The following is a 21,157-nucleotide window of genomic DNA, read 5'->3' as shown; positions in this document are numbered from 1 at the left end:
TTTGCCTGGCGCAGCCGGGCGCGTCAGTGGAACAGCGGCTGCTGCGTCGGCGCGTCCTCGGGCAGTTCGGCATGCACGATCTCGCCGTTGCGATCCGCGTACAGCGGCGTGCCGCAGTCCTCGCAGTATTCCGGATCGAACAGCGCGGCGTGGCGGAAGATGTCTTCCACGCCGGCGTTGCGCAGTTCCTCGCAGATCTGCTCGAGCGGGTTGCCCTTTTCGTCGGCATCGACCTCGCCGGCTTCGCGGCCGTAGACCGGCCACACAATGCCGTAGATCACATCCTTCTCGCCGCGCATGGTGAAGCCCACGCGGTATTCCTCGACCACTTCCTCGCCGAAGGCAGCCACCACGGCGGCCAGCTGGCCGGCGGAGATGTCAAGCGTGCCGCACAGGTAGTTGACCGCGGCGCGCACGGTCAGCGGGCGGATGCTCTTGTCGGACTCGCGGCAGGACAGGAAGAAGGCGTCGGGCAGCAGCAGTTCGAACTCGCAGCCCGGCAGCAGCAGCGCCACCGACGGCTGCACCTGGGTGCGCCATTGGTCGAGGCAGGTCGAGCGCTCGGCGTGGTGCTCCTTGGCGTCTTCCTGCCAGCGGAACAGCGCCTGCTCGTGCGGGGCCACAACCACGGCCAGCAGGTAGCGCGGATCGGCCAGGATCGGCGCGGTCTCGGGCAGGTCGCGCAGGTCGACCTTGGGTACCGTGCCGGCCAGGGCGGCCGCGGCCAGCTTGTGCGTCAGTGCAAAGGTGTCGCTGTGCGTGCGCGGCAGCTGGTCGATGCTGTAGAGGTAGGGCGACAGCGAGACCTTGGTGCCGGTGGCCAGCACATGTGCCTGCAGGTGCACCGCCAGCGTCTGCGCCAGCTCCGGCTTGAGCGCGCCGGAGGGAATGGCGTAGCGCGTGTGCGCCAGGATCGGGGCGGCGATCAGCAGCGCGTCATAGCGCTGGCCGTCGACCTCGATGGTGGCGGATTCGGCGAGCGTCTCGGCCTGCTCGGCCAGCACGTCGGAGGCGTCTGCATTGTGCTTGAACAAGTGTTCCAGCGCCGCGTCGAGCGCGGTCTGGCTCCCGTTCTTCAGCAGGCGGCCCAGGCGCTGCGAGAGCCGCCGTTCCCAGTACGCGTCCTCCATGCGGCTGCCCGACGCGTCGAGGGCGAGCGCATCGGCCACCAGACGCTCGGCGTCAGGGGAGAGTCGTGGGGAAGCCTTGGGGCGAAAACCTGCCATAGAAAGAAACCGTCCGTTTATGCGTAAAACGGTATTCTACTCGTTGCGTTGACACGCAGGCCGCTATATGCGTGCAGCCTGTGCGGACGCGCCCGGGCGTGTGGCTTATTTCTGGGCCGGAGCGGACGCGGCAGGGGCTGCGGGCGCGTGGCTCTCAACGCTGTGCGACTCGCCGGACATGGAAACGTCACTGCCGCCCTTGGTCAGCAGGTAGAGGGCCGCGCCGGCAACCACGACGAATGCGATAAGGATCTTAACCATGGTGTCTCCTGATTCTGGATGATGCCGGGCGGACCCGGCTTCCGGTCGTGCGACCGCTGTTCTTGTGGAACACAGTGTGGCAGCACTGGCTTGCGTGGAACTTACACGCGCCGGACTTCGTTCCGGGTGATGCAAGGGGCGCAGGACACCAATGAAAAACGCCGCCTGCCTGGGCCCCATAACGGGGGCCAGGCAGGCGGCGTCAGCCTTGGCAGGCTGCAGGCGCCTAAGGTGGATCTCAGGCGGCCAGCAGCTGGCGCAGCACGAACGGCAGGATGCCGCCGTGGTTGTAGTAGTCGACCTCGATCGGCGTATCGATGCGCAGCAGCACCGGCACGCGCTGCACCTCGCCGTTGGCGCGGTGGATCACCAGCACCAGGTCCTGCTGCGGCTTCAGGTCGCCCGGGGTGTCCAGACCCGTCCCTTCAATATCGAAGGTCTCGTTGCCGGTGATGCCCAGCGTCTGCGCACTGTCGTTGCCCTTGAATTGCAGCGGCAGCACGCCCATGCCGACCAGGTTGGAGCGGTGGATGCGCTCGAAGCTGCGTGCCACCACGGCCTTCACGCCCAGCAGCTGCGTGCCCTTGGCGGCCCAGTCGCGCGACGAGCCGGTGCCGTACTCTTCGCCGCCGAACACCACCGTGGGCGTGCCCTCGGCTACGTACTTCATGGCCGCGTCGTAGATCGACATTTCGTCGCCGGTGGGCTGGTGCAGCGTGATGCCGCCTTCCACGCGTGAGCCGTCGGCCTTGAGCGGGATCATCAGGTTCTTGATGCGCACGTTGGCGAAGGTGCCGCGCATCATGACTTCATGGTTGCCGCGGCGTGAACCGTAGCTGTTGAAGTCGGCCTTCAGCACGCCGTGCGACAGCAGGTACTTGCCCGCGGGCGAGGTGTCCTTGATCGAACCGGCCGGCGAGATGTGGTCGGTCGTCACCGAATCCCCGAAGATGCCCAGCGCACGCGCGCCGCGCACGCTGGCGCTGGTGGCGGCGGGCTGCATGCTGAAGTCCTGGAAGAAGGGCGGCTCGGCGATGTACGTCGACTTGGGCCAGTCGTACACTTGGCCCTTGGTGCCCTTGATGCCGGCCCACAGCTTGCTCGGCTTCTTGACCTGTTCGTAGTTGCCCTTGAAGGTCTTGGCATCCATTGCGTACTTCATCAGTGCGTGGATTTCTTCCGAGGTCGGCCAGATATCGCCCAGGTAGATGTCGCGGCCCTTCTTGCCCTTGCCCACGGGCTCGGTCATCAGGTCGCGCGTGACATTGCCGGCGATGGCGTAGGCCACCACCAGCGGCGGCGAGGCCAGGAAGTTGGCGCGGATGTTCGGGTGGATGCGGGCCTCGAAATTGCGGTTGCCCGACAGCACGGCAGCGGCCACGAGGTCGTTCTTGGTGATGGCCTCGTTCAGTTCGGGCGTCAGGTCGCCGGCGTTGCCGATGCAGGTGGTGCAGCCATAGGCGGTCACGCCGAAGCCCAGCTTTTCCAGGTAGGGCAGCAGGCCGGCGGCCGTCAGGTATTCCGTCACCACGCGGCTGCCCGGGGCCAGCGAGGTCTTGATGTGCGGCGCCACCGTCAGGCCGGCTTCAACCGCCTTCTTGGCCAGCAGGCCGGCGCCCAGCAGCACGCTCGGGTTGGAGGTGTTGGTGCAAGACGTGATCGCGGCGATCAGCACGTCGCCGTTCTTCACCTCGAGGCCGTCGGTGGTGGTGTAGGCGCGGTCCAGGTCGGCCGCATCCTTGTTGAAGCCGTTCTCGGCCACCGGCTTGCTGAACAGCGAGGCGAAGGTGCTCTTGACGTTGCCGATCTCGATGCGGTCCTGCGGGCGCTTCGGGCCCGCCAGCGACGGCGCCACCGCGCCCAGGTCCAGCGTCACCACCTTGCTGTAGTCGATCTCGCCGGCCTTGGGAATGCCGAACATCTTCTGTGCGCGGAAATAGCCCTCGAACGCGGCGATTTCCTCTTCGGTGCGGCCGGTGCCCTTGAAGTAGTCGATGGTCTTCTCGTCCACCGGGAAGAAGCCCATGGTGGCGCCGTATTCCGGCGCCATGTTGCCGATGGTGGCGCGGTCGGGCAGGGGCAGGCTGGCGGTGCCTTCGCCGAAGAACTCGACGAACTTGCCGACGACCTTTTCCTTGCGCAGCATCTCGGTGATGGTCAGCACCAGGTCGGTGGCGGTGACGCCTTCGCGCAGGCGGCCCTTCAGCTCCACGCCAACCACGTCCGGCGTCAGGAAATAGACCGGCTGGCCCAGCATGCCGGCCTCGGCCTCGATGCCGCCGACGCCCCAGCCCACCACGCCGATGCCGTTGATCATGGTGGTGTGGGAGTCAGTGCCGACCAGGGTGTCCGGGTAGTAGATGCCGTCTTTCTTGTGCACGCCACGGGCCAGGTATTCCAGGTTGACCTGGTGGACGATGCCGAAGCCCGGCTGCACCACGCCAAAGGTATCGAACGCCTGCATGCCCCACTTCATGAACTGGTAGCGCTCGTTGTTGCGCTGGAATTCCAGCTGCATGTTCAGGTCCAGCGCCTTCTTTTCGCGGAAATGGTCGACCTGCACCGAGTGGTCGACCACCAGGTCCACCGGCACCAGCGGCTCGATCTTCTTGGGGTTCTTGCCCATCTTCTCGGCGACGTTGCGCATCGCGGCCAGGTCGGCCAGCAGCGGCACGCCGGTAAAGTCCTGCAAGACCACGCGGGCCACCACGAAGGGAATCTCGTCGACGCGCTCGGCGTTCGGCTTCCAGTTGGCCAGTTGCCTGACGTGCTCTTCGGTGACCTTCTTGCCGTCGCAGTTGCGCAGCACCGATTCCAGCACCACGCGGATCGACACCGGCAGGCGCCCGATTGCCACGTCCAGCTCCTCGCCCAACTGGGGCAGGGAGTAATACTGGCCCTTGCCGGAAGAGCCGATCTTGAATTTTTTTAGCGTGTTCTTGAGGTTGTGGGGCATTGCCGTACTCCGATCGAAGGATGATGCGATGGCATTTGGCTCGGACCTGAATCAAGACCCCGGTGCGCTGCCGCGGCATTTGACCGCGGTCCGAGGCCGGCAGCGCACTGCAACTGCATACTCTAACCGCCGCGCGGCTTTGGCGCCACCCGGCTCGGCATCCCGCCGGCCACAACGACGCCGGCTTGACAGCATGCCCGCCCGGGATTGACCTCCCGGCAAGGCAAAAAAGGGCGCTGGCGGCCGGAATTCAGCGGCCGCCAGCGCCCCGGTACGGACTTACTGCTTGGGCGCGGCGGATTGCTGGGCGCCTTCCGGCACCTGCGTCGGGCCGCCCGGGGGCGTGACCAGCAGCGGGGTGGTGGCCGGGGCGCGCAGGCCGCCGGCCTGGGTCGGGGCTGCGGCGCCGGCCTGCATGGCGGCGCTCTGGCAGTCGTCGGCCAGGCGCTGGCCCAGGTTCTTGTTGAACAGCATGGCCTTGCCAGGGATCACCACCAGGTCCAGGCCGGTGCGGGCGTCGTAGTAGCGGTCGGCGCCGGTCACCGTGGCCTGGCGCGGCAGCTTGTAGTCCCGGCCTTGCCAGTGCACGGTCAGGACCTCGTCGCGCAGCATGTCGCCGGCGATATACAGGTTGTTGCCCAGTTCACACTGCCATTTTTCGCCGTTCGGCGTGGCCGCGGCAGCAGCGCCGGCCGCCGCGGCGGTCCCGGCAGCTGCCTTCTTCTTGGTCGAAGCCTTCTTGGTGGTGGTCTTCTTGGCAGGTTCCTGTGCCATCACGGCGGTGGCGGTGGTCAGGCTGAATGCGCCGATGCAGGCGGCAAGGACAAGATGTTTCATTTTGTGAGTGCCTTTCGGGTACTGAAATCGATTTATGTTTCATTCGCCGCCTTCAAAATGGGCGGCGCCGGGACAATTTCCGCCGCTATTCTCTACGATTTGCCCAAGGCGGCGTAGTGCTCTGGTCTTTGGTTACATTATCGAAGGGGGCTAGTTGGCCCGGCTTCACTTGCGCTTGCCAATCGGCACGAACTTCAGGTTTTCCGGGCCGGTGTAGTTGGCGCTCGGGCGGATGATCTTGTTGTCGATGCGCTGCTCGATAATGTGCGCGGCCCAGCCCGAGGTACGCGCGATCACAAACAGCGGCGTGAACATCGCCGTCGGCACGCCCATCATGTGGTAGCTCACTGCGCTGAACCAGTCCAGGTTCGGGAACATCTTCTTGATGTCCCACATCACCGTTTCCAGGCGCTCGGCGATGTCGAACATCTTCATCGAGCCGGCGTCCTTCGACAGCTTCTTCGCCACTTCCTTGATCACCTGGTTGCGCGGATCGCCGGTGGTGTACACCGGGTGGCCGAAGCCGATCACGACTTCCTTGTTCTCGACGCGGCGGGTGATGTCGGCCTGGGCCTCGTCCGGGTTGTCGTAGCGCTTCTGGATCTCGAACGCGACTTCATTGGCGCCGCCGTGCTTGGGGCCGCGCAGCGCGCCGATGGCGCCGCTGATCGACGAGAACATGTCCGAGCCCGTGCCGGCGATCACGCGGGCGGCGAAGGTCGAGGCGTTGAATTCGTGCTCGGCGTACAGGTTGAGCGAGGTGTTCATGGCGCGCTCCCACAGCGCCGACGGCTTCTCGCCGTGCAGCAGGTGCAGGAAGTGGCCGCCGATTGAGTCATCGTCGGTTTCCACCTCGATACGCTTGCCGTTGTGGCTGTAGTGGTACCAGTACAGCAGCATCGAGCCCAGGCTGGCCATCAGGCGGTCGGCGATATCGCGCGCGCCCGGGGTGTTGTGGTCTTCCTTCTCCGGCAGCACGGTGCCCAGCACCGACACGCCGGTGCGCATCACGTCCATCGGGTGGGCGCTGGCGGGCACCCATTCGAGCGCGGCCTTCACATTGGCGGGCAGGCCGCGCAGGCTCTTGAGCTTGGCCTTGTAGGCAGCCAGTTCGGATTTGGTCGGCAGCTTGCCGTGCACCAGCAGGTGGGCGATCTCCTCGAACTCGCAGGTCTCGGCGATGTCGAGGATGTCGTAGCCGCGGTAGTGCAGGTCGTTGCCGGTGCGGCCGACGGTGCACAGCGCGGTATTGCCGGCGGTCACGCCCGACAGGGCGACGGATTTCTTGACCCGGGGTGCGGCCGGCTCGCTGGCCGTGGCGTTGGGTGCGGCGGCGGGTGCGGCGAACTTCGAGGCGGACATCCGTGTCTCCTTGGGCGCTGCCCTGTTTGTTTTTGGTATGGGGCTTCAGGCGAAGAACAGCGCTTCCACATTGGCCGGCAGCGGCGTGCCGGTGGCCTGCGCGCGCTGCAGCAGCGACCAGTAGTAGCGGTAGCTGGCGCGGTCGTGCAACTGGCCGTCGTGGCGGATCGGCGCCCAGTTGTTCTCGTGCGCCGCCAGCAGGATCTGGCTGGCCGCGCCGATTTCTTCCGCTGCCGGGCGGAACGCCGCCACGATCGGTGCGATCTGGCCCGGATGGATGCTCCACTTGCGCAGGTAGCCGAACTCGCTGCGCGCGCGCAGCGCATCGTCGCCGGCGCGCTGCGGCGCCTGCACGTCGGTGCTGACGTTGTGCGACGGCACCTTGCCGTGGCGGTGGCAGGCGGCGGAGATCTCCAGCATGGCGCGGCGGATCAGCGGGTGTTCGAACTGCTGCGGCGAGCGCATGGCTTCGCCCGGGATGGCGCCATGGTGGGCCGAGACAAAGTCCATCAGGCCGAAGCTCAGGCATTCCACCTGCACCAGCGCGGCAATATCGAAGGCCTGTTCCAGCGCGGCGTGGGTCTCGACCAGCACATGGATCGGGATATGCCGGGCGATGCCGGCATTGCGCGCCACCTGGTTGACGTGATCCGTCACGCGCGCGACCTCGACCACGTCGGTGACCTTGGGCACCACCACATAGGCCAGGCGCGCGCCGGCGGCGCGCACCAGCACGTCGACGTCCTCGCGCCAGCTCGGGTGGGCCGGGTCATGGATGCGCACGCCGACGCGGTTGTGGGCATTGAGCGGGCTGTTGGCCAGCTGCGCGCACAGCTCGGCATGCTCGCGCTCATGGCCGACGGCGGCGCCGTCCTCGCAGTCGAAGGTGACGTCGAAGACGGGGCCAAGCTCTTGTTGCAGGGCAAGCGATTTGCGCATCAGCTTTTCGCTGCCCGCGTAATGGTCACACACCGGCAACTGGACCGGGATGGCTTCGCCCTGGAACAAGACCTCGGAAGGATGCACGTTGATTCGGATCGGTTTGGGTTGACGGGGGAGAGTGGGGGCCATCGTAGCCCCTGGATATGAAAAAACCGGGGTCCGCGCTGATTCGTGAATCGTTGCGGAACCCCGGTCTTTCCTCGAGCGATCGGAGGATCAGCCCAGCAGGTGCTGCACGCCGGCCTTTTCTTCTTCCAGTTCGTTCAGGGTGATATTGATCTTTTCCTGGCTGTAGGCGTCGATCTCCAGGCCCTTGACGATCTCGTACTTGCCGTTGGCGGTGGTCACCGGGTAGCCGAACATGGTGTCGGCCGGGATGCCGTATTCACCGTTCGACGGGATGCCCATGGTGACGACCTTGCCGTTGGTGCCCAGCACCCAGTCGCGCACGTGGTCGATGGCGGCGTTGGCAGCGGAGGCGGCCGACGACAGGCCACGCGCTTCGATGATGGCGGCGCCGCGCTTGCCGACGGTCGGCAGGAACACGTCGTTGTTCCACACCGGGTCGTTGATCAGGTCCTTGACGCTCTTGCCGTCGACGGTGGCATAGCGGTAGTCGGCGTACATGGTCGGGCTGTGGTTGCCCCACACGAACAGCTTCTCGATCGACGACACCGGCTTGCCGCTCTTGGCGGCGATTTGCGACAGGGCACGGTTGTGGTCCAGGCGCAGCATCGCGGTGAAATTTTCGCGCGGCAGGCTCGGGGCCGACTTCATGGCGATGTAGGCGTTGGTGTTGGCCGGGTTGCCGACCACCAGCACCTTGACGTTGCGGCTGGCGACTTCGTCCAGTGCCTTGCCCTGCACCGTGAAGATCTGGGCGTTGGCTTCGAGCAGGTCCTTGCGCTCCATGCCCTTGCTGCGCGGACGGGCGCCCACCAGCAGGGCCACGTCGGCATCCTTGAAGGCAACCTTGGGGTCATCGGTGATGACCACGCCGGCCAGCAGCGGGAACGCGCAGTCTTCCAGTTCCATCACCACGCCCTTGACGGCTTGCTGGGCTTGCGGGAGGTCGAGCAGTTGGAGGATGACCGGCTGGTCTTTGCCCAGCATGTCGCCATTGGCGATGCGGAACAGCAGGGAGTAGCCGATCTGGCCAGCGGCGCCGGTCACTGCGACGCGCATTGGGGCTTTAGCCATGAGTAAATCTCCAAACGATAGAAGGGGGGAAGCCGGTCGGTGGCATGCCGTTGCCGTAACAAGGGGCGCGGCGGGTCACCGGGTGCTGGTTGTCGCCACAGCGGGGAGCGGCCGTCCGCCGGAACCAGGTGGCGGGGCCACGGGGCGAAACCGGTGAGGGAGAGCCACAACGGGTCATGGTGATGCAACAAAGCGTTAGTCTACTGCGAAGCGTGGCGCCATTTCCAGACCGGAGCGCTGCCGGGTCGATACATTCCGGTATCCTGGCTGCTGCTGGCGGGCCTGGGAGGGCCATCGCGGGCGTGGACCAGCGCGAGTGTAGGCCGGGCCTCCTGTGATGTCAATTCATATGTCTTATATAAGACATAAGACAATTAACGTAAGGCTGGACGTATCTTGCCCTTTTGTGGTGAAATCCCGCTATGTCCTCCCTGCCTACGTCCCTGACCGGCGCAGCCGCACCCGGCGCGCCGGAATCTGGCGCCGCCACGCCTGGCGCCGGGACGCAGCCGCCTTCTTCGCCGCCCGCGCCTGTGCCGCAGGCGGCACCGCAATCTGGCCCCGCCTCTGGTCTGCAGTCCGTGCCGTCTCCTACCTTCAGCCCGCTCTACCAGCAGATCAAGGCGCTGATCACGCGCAGCCTGCAATCCGGCGAATGGAAGCCCGGCGAGATGATCCCCAGCGAAATGGAGCTGGCCTCCCGCTACAAGGTCAGCCAGGGCACGGTGCGCAAGGCCATCGACGAACTCGCCGCCGAGAACCTGGTGGCGCGCCGGCAGGGCAAGGGCACCTTCGTGACCACGCACCATGAAGACGTGGTCAAGTTCCGCTTCCTGCGCCTCGTCCCCGACGAAGGCGAACCCCATTATGGCGCCAGCCGCGTGCTGGAATGCAAGCGCCTGCGCGCTCCCGCCGAAATTGCCCGGCTGCTCGATATCCGCACCGGCGACAGCGTGGTGCAGATCCGCCGCGTGCTGAATTTCTCGGGCGAGTCGACCGTGCTGGATGAAATCTGGCTGCTCGGCGCCAACTTCAAGGGCCTCACCGCTGAAAAGCTGACCGAGTGGAAGGGCCCCATGTATGCATTGTTCGAGGCCGAGTTCGGCACGCGCATGATCCGCGCCTCGGAGAAGATCCGCGCCGTGCCCGCCGATGAAACCGCGGCCGAGCTGCTGTCTGTCCCGGTAGGCTCGCCGCTGCTGTCAGTCGAGCGGGTGTCGTACACCTATGGCGACCGCCCCGTCGAAGTGCGCCGCGGCCTGTACGTGACTACGCGGCACTATTACCAGAACGACCTGAGTTGACTCCCGCGCATGGCATGATGCGCCCGCTGGCGTTGATTATTATGGCTATCGTCATGACGGTGCGGGCTGTTGCGCAGCGCGGGTGAATGTTGTGCTTGATTGCCCGCCGGATGTGATTAGTGTGCGATTGTCGGGCGGCACGTGTTGGTGCCTGATAGCTGAAAATTATTGGTGCAGCGCGCAACAAAGGCGCTAAAATCTCATGGATTTGCCCATGCATCCCGTTGCATGCAGGGCAATGGCAGTTTCGTTTTTTGTTTACCGCAAATGGGGTCTCGCATGGCTGAAGCCGTCAAACAAGCCAGGCCGGAGTACCGGAATATCGGTATCGCGCAGATTGCGCGCTATCGGTTGCCCTGGGCCGGCAAGGTATCCATCCTGCATCGCGCGAGCGGTGCGTTGATGTTCCTCCTCCTTCCCTTCGTCCTGTATCTGTTTGAGCAGAGCATCACTTCGGAACTGAGCTTCGCAAAGTTCTCGGCGCTTCTGTCCGGCGGCTTCGTCAAGCTGGTTCTGCTGGTCCTGATCTGGGGTTATCTGCATCACTTCTGCGCGGGTATCCGTTTCCTGCTGCTGGATGTGCACGTCGGCGTTTCCAAGCCGGCCTCGGCCAAGTCTGCCATCGGCGTGCTGGTTGTGAGCCTGCTGCTTACCCTGATTTTCGGCCTGAAGCTGTACGGCCTGTTCTGAGGAGAATCAAGGTGGCACATAACAATATCGGTCCCAAGCGTCTTGTCGTCGGTGCGCACTATGGCCTGAAAGACTGGCTGGCGCAGCGCGTCACGGCCGTGATCATGGTGGTCTTCACCGTGGTCCTGGCCATTGCCTTCCTGCTGTCGAACGGCGCTTCGTATGAAGCGTGGGCAGGGCTCTTCTCCAACCAGTGGATGAAGATCATCACGTTCCTGACCATCCTGTCGCTGCTGTATCACGCCTGGATCGGCGTGCGCGACATCTGGATGGACTATGTGCGTCCGATGGCCGTGCGCCTCGTGCTGCAAGTTCTTACGATTCTGTGGCTCGTCGGTTGTGCGGGCTACGCTGCTCAGATTCTCTGGAGGGTGTAATAAATGGTCGCAGTCAAGACTGGATTGCCGCGTCGCCGTTTCGACGTGGTCATCGTCGGTGCTGGCGGCGCCGGGATGCGCGCATCCCTCCAGCTCGCGGAAGCCGGCCTGAACGTGGCCGTGCTGTCCAAGGTGTTCCCGACGCGCTCGCACACGGTGGCGGCACAGGGCGGCATCGGCGCTTCGCTGGGGAACATGAGCGAAGACAACTGGCACTACCACTTCTACGACACCATCAAGGGCTCGGACTGGCTGGGTGACCAGGACGCGATCGAGTTCATGTGCCGTGAAGCCCCGAAGGTCGTGTACGAGCTCGAACACTTCGGCATGCCGTTCGACCGCAACCCCGACGGCACCATCTACCAGCGTCCGTTCGGCGGCCACACCGCCAACTACGGTGAAAAGCCCGTGCAGCGCGCCTGCGCCGCGGCCGACCGTACCGGCCACGCACTACTGCACACGCTGTACCAGCGCAATGTGCGCGCCAAGACCCACTTCTTCGTCGAGTGGATGGCGCTGGACCTGATCCGCGACCAGGACGGCGACGTGCTGGGCGTGACCGCGCTGGAAATGGAAACCGGCGAGGTCTACATCCTCGAGGCCAAGACCACGCTGTTCGCGACCGGCGGTGCCGGCCGTATCTACGCCGCTTCTACCAACGCCTTCATCAACACCGGCGACGGCCTGGGCATGGCAGCGCGCGCAGGCGTGCCGCTGGAAGACATGGAATTCTGGCAGTTCCACCCGACCGGCGTGGCCGGCGCGGGCGTGCTGATCACCGAAGGCGTGCGCGGCGAAGGCGGTATACTGCGCAACAAGGACGGCGAGCGCTTCATGGAGCGCTATGCCCCGACGCTGAAGGACCTGGCGCCGCGTGACTTTGTCTCGCGCTCGATGGACCAGGAAATCAAGGAAGGCCGCGGCTGCGGTCCGAACGGCGACTACGTGCTGCTCGACCTGACCCACGTCGGTGCCGAGACCATCATGAAGCGCCTGCCGTCGATCCGTGAAATCGGCATGAAGTTCGCCAACGTCGACGCGATCAAGGAACCGATCCCGGTGGTCCCGACCATCCACTACCAGATGGGTGGTATCCCGACCAACTTCCACGGCCAGGTCGTGGTGCCGAAGAACGGCAACCCGAACGAAGTGCTCAACGGCTTCTACGCGATCGGCGAATGCTCGTGCGTGTCGGTGCATGGCGCCAACCGCCTGGGCACCAACTCGCTGCTCGACCTGGTGGTGTTCGGCCGTGCCGCCGGCAACCACATCATCGCGCAGAACCTGAAGCAGAAGGAACACAAGCCGCTGCCGGCCGATGCCGCCGACCTCGCGCTGTCGCGCCTGGCCAAGCTGCAAGGTACGACCTCGGGTGAATACACCCAGGACGTCGCCAACGACATCCGCAAGAACATGCAGTCGCATGCCGGCGTGTTCCGTACGCAGAAGCTGATGGACGAAGGCGTCGAGCGCATCCTGGAAGTATCCGAGCGCGCCAACGACATCCACCTGAAGGACAAGTCCAAGGTCTTCAACACCGCGCTGGTGGAAGCCCTGGAAGTGGCCAACCTGGTGGAAGTGGCCAAGGCCACCATGATCTCGGCGGCCGCCCGCAAGGAATCGCGCGGTGCCCACGCGCACAGCGACTTCCCGAATCGCGACGACCAGAACTGGCTCAAGCACACGCTGTTCTACAGCGAAGGCAACCGCCTCGACTACAAGCCGGTGAAGATGGAACCGCTGACGGTGGAAAGCGTGCCGCCGAAGGCCCGTACCTTCTGAGCACCGCATCGTAGAGACAACAGGACCCACAGAAATGAAGCGTATTTTCGAAGTCTACCGCTACGATCCGGACAAGGATGCGGCACCGCGCATGCAGACCTACGAGGTCGAGCTGGACGGTCACGAGCGCATGCTGCTGGACGCGCTGGTCAAGCTGAAGAAGCTGGACGAGACCATCTCGTTCCGCCGTTCGTGCCGTGAAGGCGTGTGCGGCTCGGACGCGATGAACATCAACGGCAAGAACGGCCTGGCGTGCCTGACCAACATGCGCGAGCTGCCGGACCGCATCGTGCTGCGTCCGCTGCCCGGCCTGCCGGTGGTGCGCGACCTGATCGTCGACATGACGAACTTCTTCAAGCAGTACAACTCGATCAAGCCGTTCCTGATCAACGACGAGCCGCCGCCCGAGAAAGAGCGCCTGCAGTCGCCGGAAGAGCGTGACGAGCTGGACGGCCTGTATGAGTGCATTCTCTGCGCCAGCTGCTCGACGTCGTGCCCGTCGTTCTGGTGGAACCCGGACAAGTTCGTCGGCCCCGCCGGCCTGCTGCAGGCTTACCGCTTTATCGCGGACAGCCGCGACCAGGCCACCAACGAGCGTCTGGACAACCTGAACGATCCGTACCGCCTGTTCCGTTGCCACAGCATCATGAACTGCGTCGATGTGTGCCCGAAGGGTCTGAACCCGACCAAGGCCATCGGCAAGATCAAGGAGCTGATGGTCCGCCGCGCGGTCTGATCCTGCGGCTGTCTGCAGTAGTTGTAAGCGGCACGTCAGCCCGAGCGGCTATATCGGGTTGGCGTGCCGGAAGTAGGAAGCCATGACTGAGAGTCCTGCCACCACCTTCTCCCATCAGGCCGATCCGCACAAGCGCGCCCGCCTGCGCTGGCGCGCCCGCCGCGGCCTCCTGGAGAACGACATCATCGTCGAACGTTTTTTCAACCGTTACGAGGAGAGCCTGTCCGACGAGGACGTGGCTTCGCTGAGCGTGCTGTTCGAACTCAGCGACAACGAGTTGATGGACCTGCTCCTTGCGCGCAAGGAACTGGACGGTGAGCTCGACACGCCCCCGATGCAGCGAGTGATCACCCTGCTGCGTACGGTCTGAGTTTTGGTCAACATTATTATTCACAGCATTTGAAGGATCCGACATGACGCCGTCCGATGTGAAAGCCACGCTATCGTTCTCCGATGGTTCCCCCAGCGTTGAGCTGCCGATTTACACGGGTACCGTTGGCCCGGATGTAATCGACATTCGCAAGCTGTACGGACAGACCGGTAAGTTCACTTACGACCCCGGTTTCATGTCGACGGCTTCGTGCAATTCCAAGATCACCTATATCGACGGCGACAAGGGCGAGCTGCTGTACCGCGGCTACCCGATCGAGCAGCTGGCGCAGAAGTGCAACCACCTCGAAGTCTGCTACCTGCTGCTGAAGGGCGAGCTGCCCAACGCCAAGCAGAAGGAAGAGTTCACCGGCTCGGTGATGAACCACACCATGGTTCACGAGCAGCTGCAATTCTTCCTGCGCGGTTTCCGCCGCGATGCTCACCCGATGGCCGTGCTGACCGGCCTGGTGGGTGCCATGAGCGCGTTCTACCACGACGCCATGGACATCGATGATCCGCACCAGCGCGAGATCTCGGCCATCCGCCTGATCGCCAAGATGCCGACCCTGGTCGCCATGGCGTACAAGTACAACATCGGCCAGCCGTACATCTACCCGCAGAACGACCTGTCCTACTCGGGCAACCTCATGCGCATGATGTTCGGCACGCCGTGCGCCCCGTACACCGTGAACCCGGTGCTGGAGCGCGCGCTGGACCGCATCTTCATCCTGCATGCCGACCACGAGCAGAACGCATCGACCTCGACCGTGCGCCTGGCCGGTTCGTCGGGCACCAACCCGTTCGCAGCCATCGCCGCCGGCGTGGCCTGCCTGTGGGGCCCGGCCCACGGCGGCGCCAACGAAGCCGCGCTGAAGATGCTGGAAGAAATCGGCAGCGTCGACAACATCAACGAGTTCATCAAGCAGGTCAAGGACAAGAACTCGGGCGTGCGCCTGATGGGCTTTGGCCACCGCGTGTACAAGAACTACGATCCGCGCGCCAAGCTGATGCGCGAAACCTGCCATGAAGTGCTGGAAGAGCTGGGCCTGCACAACGACCCGCTGTTCAAGCTGGCCATGGAACTGGAAAAGATCGCCCTGGAAGACGAGTACTTCGTCAGCCGCAAGCTGTACCCGAACGTCGACTTCTACTCGGGCATCGTCCAGCGCGCGCTGGGTATCCCGACCTCGCTGTTCACCTGCATCTTCGCGCTGGCCCGTACCCCGGGCTGGATCTCGCAGTGGGAAGAGATGATTACCGATCCGGAATACAAGATCGGTCGTCCGCGCCAGCTGTTCAACGGCGCTGCCACCCGCGACGTGCCGGACGTTGCCAAGCGCTGATCGCTGGCTTTTCATCCGGCTGCGCGATGCAGCAATCACAAACGCCCCGGCCCGCCGGGGCGTTTGTGTTTCTGGGCCGGAGAGCCTTGTGCGTCGCAGCAGGGCAGGGAGCAGGAAATTGCCGGATAAGTGGTGAGAACGGCAATTTGCGGAGAATTGTGTCTCAGTCTGTCAATTCAGTTCCGCATTTGTTGTGCGATTTTCGCCTCCGGCAGGAAATTTGACCCTATAATGCGGGCTGCTTTGCCGACGGCAGCCGGGCCACCCTTCCGGCATGCGGTGCGGCAAGCGGGGCAGGCGAATCGCTTGCGCAATAGAGAACGCATCAAACGTTGTCTTTCCGAACCTTGGTCCCGATACCCCAGCGGGACTGACACATGCCGGGCCCCGCATACGCTGTCTCTCCCTTGCAGGCCCGTCTTCCGCGTCTCGGGCGTCTTTATTCGTAGTCCGCGGGTGTTGTTCGATTGCGCAGGTCACACCGCTTCTGCCCGGTTGACCCAAACATAAATCGAGGAGCTCCTGATGACGCTGTCCCGTCTTACGTCCATCTCGCTGGCCACCATGCTGGCCACCTTTGGCGTCGCTGCCAACGCCGAAACCGTGAAGATCGCCATTGCCGGCCCGATGAGTGGCTCGGTGGCGCAGTATGGCGACATGGTCAAGGCCGGTGCGCTGACCGCCATCGAACAGATCAACGCAGCCGGCGGCGCCGGCGGCAACAAGTTCGAAGTGGTGATGATGGACGACGCCTGCGAGCCGAAGCAGGCCGTGGCGGTGGCCAACAAGATCGTCAGCCAGAACATCAAGTACGTGATCGGCCACGTCTGCTCGGGTTCGACCATCCCGGCTTCGGACATCTACGAGAACGAAGGCATCGTGATGGTGACGCCGTCGGCCACCGCGCCGCAGCTGACCGAGACCAAGAAGCGCAAGTTCATCTTCCGCACCATCGGCCGCGACGACCAGCAGGGCCCGGCCGCTGCCCAGTACATCATCAGCAAGGTCAAGCCGAAGAAGGTTGCGGTGCTGCACGACAAGCAGTCGTACGGCCAGGGCATCGCCAGCTCGGTGAAGAAGGACCTGGAAGCCGCCAAGATCCCGGTGGCCGTGTTCGAAGGCATCAACGCCGGCGATTCGGACTACTCCGCCGTCATCACCAAGCTCAAGTCGCAGGGCGTGGACTTCGTCTACTTCGGCGGCTACCACCCGGAAATGGGCCTGCTGCTGCGCCAGGCGCGCGAGCAGGGCGTGAAGGCCACCTTCATGGGTCCCGAGGGCGTGGGCAACAAGGACGTGACGGCAATTGCCGGCCCGTCCTCGGAAGGCATGCTGGTGACGCTGCCGGCCGACTTCTCGGCCGACCCGGCCAACGCCGCGCTGGTGAAGGCCTTTGCCGACAAGAAGCGTGACGCCAACGGTCCGTTCCAGATGCCGGCCTATGCCGCCGTCAAGATCATCGGCGACGCCATTGCCGGCGCCAAGAGCACCGACCCGACCAAGGTTGCGGCGTACATGCACAAGAACGCCTTTACCACCCCGATCGGAAAGGTCGAGTACGACGACAAGGGCGACCTGAAGTCCTTCAAGTTCGTGGTCTACACCTGGCACAAGGACGCCAGCAAGACCGCCGCCAACTAAGGCATTCGCGTCCCGAAGGGGTGCTCCCCTCTCCCGCTTGCGGGAGAGGGGCAGGGGGTGAGGGCGGGCGGGTCAATAGCTGACGGCTGTGGGTTAGAACCGTTGGCCCCGCTTGATGTGGCTCCTCGCCAAACCACCCCTCACCCCAACCCTCTCCCCATGAGGGGAGAGGGAGAACACCTTGCTTTGGCAAGTTCGAATGGTTTTGGCGCATCTCTGCCGAGGCCAGTTCTGGCGCCTTCGAGGCTTCCCCAATGAATGAATTCCTTCCACAGTTCACCCAGCAGCTGGTCAATGGCCTGACGCTGGGTGCGATCTATGCGCTGATCGCCATCGGCTACACAATGGTCTACGGCATCATCGGCATGATCAATTTCGCGCACGGCGAGATTTACATGATCGGTGCCTATGTCGGCCTGGTCACGCTCACCGCGATCGGCGCCCAGGCAGGCTACCCCCTGCCGCTGGTGCTGGGCGCCGCCTTGCTGGTCTCGGTGCTGGTCACCGGGGTGTACGGCTATGCGGTCGAACGGGTGGCATACCGGCCCTTGCGGGGCGGACCGCGGCTGGTGCCGCTGATCTCAGCCATCGGCATGTCGATCTTCCTGCAGAACTATGTCCAGATCGGGCAGGGCGCGCGCGACGTGTCCGTGCCGGTGCTGATCTCGGGCGCCATCGAGTTCCAGATGGGCAGCGACTTCACCGTGACAGTGCCGTACTCGCGCCTGCTGATCGTCGGCGTGACGCTGGTGCTGATGATCGCGCTGACGCTGTTTATCGGCCGTTCGCGCATGGGCCGTGCCTGCCGCGCCTGCGCCGAAGACATGCGCATGGCCAACCTGCTGGGCATCGACACCAACAAGGTGATTTCCTTCACTTTCGTGCTGGGTGCGATGCTGGCGGCGGTGGGCGGCGTGCTGATCGGGCTGAGCATCGGCAAGCTCAATCCCTTTATCGGCTTTATCGCCGGCATCAAGGCCTTTACCGCGGCGGTGCTGGGCGGCATCGGCAGCATCCCGGGCGCGATGCTCGGCGGCGTGCTGCTGGGCCTGGCGGAGACCTTCGCCACGGGCTACATGCCGGCCGAGTACAAGGACGTGGTTGCGTTCAGCCTGCTGGTGCTGGTGCTGCTGTTCCGTCCGACCGGGCTGCTGGGCAAGCCTGATGTCGAAAAGGTCTGAGGGAGGACGAGACATGACTAACAAGATTTCCGCGATGCCTGCCGGACAAGCCGCGCGCGGCGTTGGGCCGGGGCAGTCGCTGAAGAACGCGATCACGGCGGCCGTGATGACGGCCATCCTTACCATCCCCATCCTGGGCCTGCAGCTCAAGCTCGAAGGCTACAAGGTCGTGCTGGAGCCGCACTGGCGGCCGGTGTGGATCGCCGTGGCGGCGGTCTTCCTGTTCCAGCTGTTCAAGCCGCTGCTGGTGCGCGCCCGCAGCGCGGTGCGCCTGCCGGCGGTGCCGCAGCTGGGCGCGCGGCAGCAGCGCGTGGCGGTGTGGGTGCTGCTGGCGATCGGGCTGGTGTGGCCGTTCTTCGGCTCGCGCGGCGCGGTCGACGTGGCCACGCTGGCGCTGATCTACGTGATCCTGGGCCTGGGCCTGAATATCGTGGTGGGCTATGCCGGCCTGCTCGACCTGGGCTATGTCGGCTTCTATGCCATCGGCGGCTACACCTACGCGCTGCTCAACCAGTATTTCGGGCTGAGCTTCTGGGAATGCCTGCCGATCGCCGCGGCGATGTCGGCCACCTTCGGCTTCCTGCTGGGTTTCCCGGTGCTGCGCCTGCGCGGCGACTACCTGGCCATCGTGACGCTTGGCTTCGGCGAAATCATCCGCCTGCTGGCCAATAACCTGACCAGCCTGACCGGCGGCCCGGATGGCGTGTCCGGTATCCCGAAGCCGACCGTGTTCGGCATCGAGATGGCGCGCAGCGCGAGCGTGGAGGGCGCCAAAACCTTTCATGAGCTGCTGGGCTGGGACTACAGCGGCCAGCACATGGTGATCTTCCTGTACCTGCTGGCGCTGCTGCTGGTGGGCTTCACGCTGTTCGTCACCAGCCGCCTGATCCGCATGCCGATGGGCCGCGCCTGGGAAGCGCTGCGCGACGACGAGATCGCGTGCCGTTCGCTGGGCATGAACCCGACCCGCATCAAGCTGTCGGCGTTCACGCTGGGCGCATCGTTCGCCGGCATCGGCGGCGCGTTCTTCGCGGCGCGCCAGGGGCTGGTCAATCCGGAATCGTTCACCTTTATCGAGTCGGCGCTGATCCTCGCCGTGGTGGTGCTGGGCGGCATGGGCTCGCAGCTGGGCGTGATCCTGGCGGCGATCCTGCTGACGGTGCTGCCCGAGGTGGCGCGTGGCTTTGCCGAATATCGCATGCTGATCTTCGGCCTGGTGATGGTGCTGATGATGATGTGGCGTCCGCAGGGCCTGCTGCCCGCGAGCCGTCCCCACGTGGAGTTGCCGAAATGAGCGCGGATTTGCTGAAAGTCTCCGGCCTGCAGATGCGCTTCGGCGGCTTGCTGGCCGTGGACGGTATTGATTTCAATGTGCGCAGCGACGAGGTCTTCGCCATCATCGGCCCCAACGGCGCCGGCAAGACCACGGTGTTCAACTGCGTGGGGGGCTTCTACAAGCCCACCGCAGGCGAGGTCACGCTGGACGGCCACGCTATCGCCGGCCTGCCCAGCCACCAGGTGGCGCGCAAGGGCCTGGTGCGGACCTTCCAGAACATCCGCCTGTTCAAGTCACTGACGGTGGTGGAAAACCTGCTGGTGGCGCAGCACCGCCAGGTGCAGGCGGGCATCCTGCGCGGCCTCTTTGCCACGCCGGGCTACCGCCGCGCCGAGCGCGAGGCGCTGGAGCGCGCCGCGGTCTGGCTCGAACGCATGGGGCTGACCAAGGTGGCCAACCGCGAGGCGGGCACGCTGTCGTACGGCCACCAGCGCCGGCTGGAGATCGCACGCTGCATGATCACCAAGCCGCGCCTCTTGATGCTGGACGAGCCGGCGGCCGGCCTGAACCCGCAGGAGAAGATCGAGCTGCAGCAGCTGATCGACCAGCTGCGGCGCGAGTTCGGCATTGCCGTGCTGCTGATCGAGCACGACATGAGCCTGGTGATGGGCGTGTCCGACCGCATCCTGGTGATGGAGCACGGCAAGCCGATCGTTACGGCCAAGCCCGAGGAAGTGCGCAACGACCCGCGCGTGATCAAGGCCTACCTGGGAGAGGACTGATGCTGAAGCTGGAACAGGTCCATACCCACTATGGCGCCGTCGAGGCGCTGTCGGGCGTATCGATCGAAGTCAACAAGGGGGAGATCGTCACCCTGATCGGCAGCAACGGCGCCGGCAAGACGACGCTGATGATGACCGTGTGCGGCGCGCCGCGCGCGTCCAGCGGGCGCGTGACGTTCGAAGGGCAGGACATCACCAACCGGTCCACGCACGAGATCATGCGCCTGGGCATGGCGATCTCGCCCGAGGGCCGGCGCGTGTTCCCGAGCCTGACGGTGCTGGAGAACCTGCAGATGGGCGCGTTCTTCGCCAAGCGCGACGAGATCGAGGCGGGCATCGAGCACGTCTTCAAGCTGTTCCCGCGCCTGAACCAGCGCGCCAGCCAGCGCGCCGGCACCATGTCGGGCGGCGAGCAGCAGATGCTGGCGATCGGCCGCGCGCTGATGAGCCGGCCGCGCCTGCTGCTGCTGGACGAGCCCACGCTTGGGCTGGCGCCGCTGATCATCGCGCAGATCTTCGACATCATCCGCACCATTCGTGACGAAGGCGTCACTGTGTTCCTGGTCGAGCAGAACGCCAACAAGGCGCTGCAGGTCGCGGACCGCGGCTATGTGCTCGAAACCGGCAAGGTGGTGCTGGCCGATACCGGCGCCAACCTGCTGGCCAACGACCGGATCAAGGCCGCCTACCTGGGCGGCTGATCCTGAGAGGCCGCCGCCTCGGCCGCCCCCCAGGCGGGGCGGCGGCCTTTTCCTTTTCGCCATCCGCGAAATCCCCCTTTCGCCAATCACATTACATTGCAGCCGCCGCCCGGGCCGGGCAGGGGGCTGAGTGCCGCACCCCCTGTGGCATAATCGATTGCCAAGTCAAGCATTGCGGCAACGCTTGA

General features: G+C 64.7%; 19 protein-coding genes. 12 read left to right on the top strand and 7 right to left on the bottom strand.

The features are described 5' to 3' along the window. Positions 1 to 23: 23 nt before the first annotated feature. The 7 genes from ACW4E8_RS08790 to ACW4E8_RS08760 all read right to left on the bottom strand — a co-directional run bounded on the left by ACW4E8_RS08790 (position 24) and on the right by ACW4E8_RS08760 (position 8,784). Positions 24 to 1,226 (bottom strand): DUF2863 family protein, encoded by a 1,203-nt coding sequence (locus tag ACW4E8_RS08790; RefSeq protein WP_026201513.1) that lies wholly within the window; start codon positions 1,224 to 1,226, stop codon positions 24 to 26. 105 nt (positions 1,227 to 1,331) lie between these two features. Continuing rightward, positions 1,332 to 1,487, bottom strand: coding sequence for a hypothetical protein (locus ACW4E8_RS08785; RefSeq protein WP_010813538.1), 156 nt, complete (start codon positions 1,485 to 1,487; stop codon positions 1,332 to 1,334). A gap of 238 nt (positions 1,488 to 1,725) precedes the next feature. Further along, positions 1,726 to 4,443 carry an aconitate hydratase AcnA gene (gene acnA, locus ACW4E8_RS08780; protein ID WP_456804146.1) on the bottom strand — a complete coding sequence of 906 codons (2,718 nt, stop codon included), beginning with the start codon at positions 4,441 to 4,443 and terminating at the stop codon, positions 1,726 to 1,728. Between the two features lie 279 nt (positions 4,444 to 4,722). After that, complete coding sequence (locus ACW4E8_RS08775; RefSeq protein WP_456804145.1) at positions 4,723 to 5,280, bottom strand: hypothetical protein; 558 nt, start codon at positions 5,278 to 5,280, stop codon at positions 4,723 to 4,725. Between the two features lie 165 nt (positions 5,281 to 5,445). After that, positions 5,446 to 6,642: a bifunctional 2-methylcitrate synthase/citrate synthase gene (prpC, locus tag ACW4E8_RS08770; protein ID WP_456804144.1), complete on the bottom strand. Its 1,197-nt coding sequence runs from the start codon at positions 6,640 to 6,642 to the stop codon at positions 5,446 to 5,448. 45 nt (positions 6,643 to 6,687) lie between these two features. Then, positions 6,688 to 7,668, bottom strand: a complete 981-nt coding sequence (locus ACW4E8_RS08765) for an HpcH/HpaI aldolase/citrate lyase family protein (RefSeq protein ID WP_456804143.1) — start codon at positions 7,666 to 7,668, stop codon at positions 6,688 to 6,690. 132 nt (positions 7,669 to 7,800) lie between these two features. Beyond that, positions 7,801 to 8,784 (bottom strand): malate dehydrogenase, encoded by a 984-nt coding sequence (locus ACW4E8_RS08760; protein ID WP_456804142.1) that lies wholly within the window; start codon positions 8,782 to 8,784, stop codon positions 7,801 to 7,803. Positions 8,785 to 9,206: 422 nt separating this feature from the next. Between ACW4E8_RS08760 and ACW4E8_RS08755 the strand changes: the two genes are divergently transcribed. The 12 genes from ACW4E8_RS08755 (at position 9,207) to ACW4E8_RS08700 (ending at position 20,969) form a co-directional block, all read left to right on the top strand. Beyond that, positions 9,207 to 10,088, top strand: coding sequence for a GntR family transcriptional regulator (locus ACW4E8_RS08755; RefSeq protein WP_456804141.1), 882 nt, complete (start codon positions 9,207 to 9,209; stop codon positions 10,086 to 10,088). Positions 10,089 to 10,367: 279 nt separating this feature from the next. Then, positions 10,368 to 10,778 (top strand): succinate dehydrogenase, cytochrome b556 subunit, encoded by a 411-nt coding sequence (gene sdhC / locus ACW4E8_RS08750; protein ID WP_456804140.1) that lies wholly within the window; start codon positions 10,368 to 10,370, stop codon positions 10,776 to 10,778. A gap of 11 nt (positions 10,779 to 10,789) precedes the next feature. Next, entirely contained in the window at positions 10,790 to 11,155 is a 366-nt protein-coding gene (sdhD, locus tag ACW4E8_RS08745) for a succinate dehydrogenase, hydrophobic membrane anchor protein (protein WP_456804139.1), read from the top strand. Between the two features lie 3 nt (positions 11,156 to 11,158). Then, on the top strand, positions 11,159 to 12,937 hold the full coding sequence (sdhA, locus tag ACW4E8_RS08740; protein WP_115216756.1) for a succinate dehydrogenase flavoprotein subunit: 1,779 nt from the start codon (positions 11,159 to 11,161) through the stop codon (positions 12,935 to 12,937). Positions 12,938 to 12,971: 34 nt separating this feature from the next. Continuing rightward, on the top strand, positions 12,972 to 13,673 hold the full coding sequence (locus ACW4E8_RS08735) for a succinate dehydrogenase iron-sulfur subunit (protein ID WP_010814619.1): 702 nt from the start codon (positions 12,972 to 12,974) through the stop codon (positions 13,671 to 13,673). Positions 13,674 to 13,755: 82 nt separating this feature from the next. Continuing rightward, positions 13,756 to 14,043, top strand: coding sequence for an FAD assembly factor SdhE (locus ACW4E8_RS08730; protein ID WP_013957423.1), 288 nt, complete (start codon positions 13,756 to 13,758; stop codon positions 14,041 to 14,043). Between the two features lie 43 nt (positions 14,044 to 14,086). Continuing rightward, complete coding sequence (gene gltA / locus ACW4E8_RS08725; RefSeq protein WP_456804138.1) at positions 14,087 to 15,388, top strand: citrate synthase; 1,302 nt, start codon at positions 14,087 to 14,089, stop codon at positions 15,386 to 15,388. A gap of 525 nt (positions 15,389 to 15,913) precedes the next feature. Next, positions 15,914 to 17,029, top strand: a complete 1,116-nt coding sequence (locus ACW4E8_RS08720) for a branched-chain amino acid ABC transporter substrate-binding protein (protein ID WP_456804137.1) — start codon at positions 15,914 to 15,916, stop codon at positions 17,027 to 17,029. 254 nt (positions 17,030 to 17,283) lie between these two features. Further along, positions 17,284 to 18,210 (top strand): high-affinity branched-chain amino acid ABC transporter permease LivH, encoded by a 927-nt coding sequence (gene livH, locus ACW4E8_RS08715; protein ID WP_456804136.1) that lies wholly within the window; start codon positions 17,284 to 17,286, stop codon positions 18,208 to 18,210. A gap of 13 nt (positions 18,211 to 18,223) precedes the next feature. Next, positions 18,224 to 19,504, top strand: a complete 1,281-nt coding sequence (locus ACW4E8_RS08710; RefSeq protein WP_456804135.1) for a high-affinity branched-chain amino acid ABC transporter permease LivM — start codon at positions 18,224 to 18,226, stop codon at positions 19,502 to 19,504. Next, positions 19,501 to 20,268, top strand: coding sequence for a high-affinity branched-chain amino acid ABC transporter ATP-binding protein LivG (gene livG / locus ACW4E8_RS08705; protein ID WP_456804134.1), 768 nt, complete (start codon positions 19,501 to 19,503; stop codon positions 20,266 to 20,268). The genes ACW4E8_RS08710 and livG overlap by 4 nt, the downstream gene beginning before the upstream one ends. Then, positions 20,268 to 20,969 (top strand): ABC transporter ATP-binding protein, encoded by a 702-nt coding sequence (locus ACW4E8_RS08700; RefSeq protein ID WP_456804133.1) that lies wholly within the window; start codon positions 20,268 to 20,270, stop codon positions 20,967 to 20,969. Before livG ends, ACW4E8_RS08700 begins: the two co-directional genes overlap by 1 nt. Positions 20,970 to 21,157: the final 188 nt, after the last annotated feature.

Source organism: Cupriavidus sp. CP313, from assembly GCF_054072015.1.
This window is presented reverse-complemented; position numbering and strand designations above follow the sequence as displayed.

Excerpts from the sequence above, each read along its gene's own strand:
- ACW4E8_RS08790 (WP_026201513.1), bottom strand. The coding sequence starts at position 1,226 with ATGGCAGGTTTTCGCCCCAAGGCTTCCCCACGACTCTCCCCTGACGCC.
- ACW4E8_RS08785 (WP_010813538.1), bottom strand. The coding sequence starts at position 1,487 with ATGGTTAAGATCCTTATCGCATTCGTCGTGGTTGCCGGCGCGGCCCTC.
- acnA (WP_456804146.1), bottom strand. The coding sequence starts at position 4,443 with ATGCCCCACAACCTCAAGAACACGCTAAAAAAATTCAAGATCGGCTCT.
- ACW4E8_RS08775 (WP_456804145.1), bottom strand. The coding sequence starts at position 5,280 with ATGAAACATCTTGTCCTTGCCGCCTGCATCGGCGCATTCAGCCTGACC.
- prpC (WP_456804144.1), bottom strand. The coding sequence starts at position 6,642 with ATGTCCGCCTCGAAGTTCGCCGCACCCGCCGCCGCACCCAACGCCACG.
- ACW4E8_RS08760 (WP_456804142.1), bottom strand. The coding sequence starts at position 8,784 with ATGGCTAAAGCCCCAATGCGCGTCGCAGTGACCGGCGCCGCTGGCCAG.
- ACW4E8_RS08755 (WP_456804141.1), top strand. The coding sequence starts at position 9,207 with ATGTCCTCCCTGCCTACGTCCCTGACCGGCGCAGCCGCACCCGGCGCG.
- sdhC (WP_456804140.1), top strand. The coding sequence starts at position 10,368 with ATGGCTGAAGCCGTCAAACAAGCCAGGCCGGAGTACCGGAATATCGGT.
- sdhA (WP_115216756.1), top strand. The coding sequence starts at position 11,159 with ATGGTCGCAGTCAAGACTGGATTGCCGCGTCGCCGTTTCGACGTGGTC.
- ACW4E8_RS08735 (WP_010814619.1), top strand. The coding sequence starts at position 12,972 with ATGAAGCGTATTTTCGAAGTCTACCGCTACGATCCGGACAAGGATGCG.
- ACW4E8_RS08730 (WP_013957423.1), top strand. The coding sequence starts at position 13,756 with ATGACTGAGAGTCCTGCCACCACCTTCTCCCATCAGGCCGATCCGCAC.
- gltA (WP_456804138.1), top strand. The coding sequence starts at position 14,087 with ATGACGCCGTCCGATGTGAAAGCCACGCTATCGTTCTCCGATGGTTCC.
- ACW4E8_RS08720 (WP_456804137.1), top strand. The coding sequence starts at position 15,914 with ATGACGCTGTCCCGTCTTACGTCCATCTCGCTGGCCACCATGCTGGCC.
- livH (WP_456804136.1), top strand. The coding sequence starts at position 17,284 with ATGAATGAATTCCTTCCACAGTTCACCCAGCAGCTGGTCAATGGCCTG.
- ACW4E8_RS08710 (WP_456804135.1), top strand. The coding sequence starts at position 18,224 with ATGACTAACAAGATTTCCGCGATGCCTGCCGGACAAGCCGCGCGCGGC.
- livG (WP_456804134.1), top strand. The coding sequence starts at position 19,501 with ATGAGCGCGGATTTGCTGAAAGTCTCCGGCCTGCAGATGCGCTTCGGC.
- ACW4E8_RS08700 (WP_456804133.1), top strand. The coding sequence starts at position 20,268 with ATGCTGAAGCTGGAACAGGTCCATACCCACTATGGCGCCGTCGAGGCG.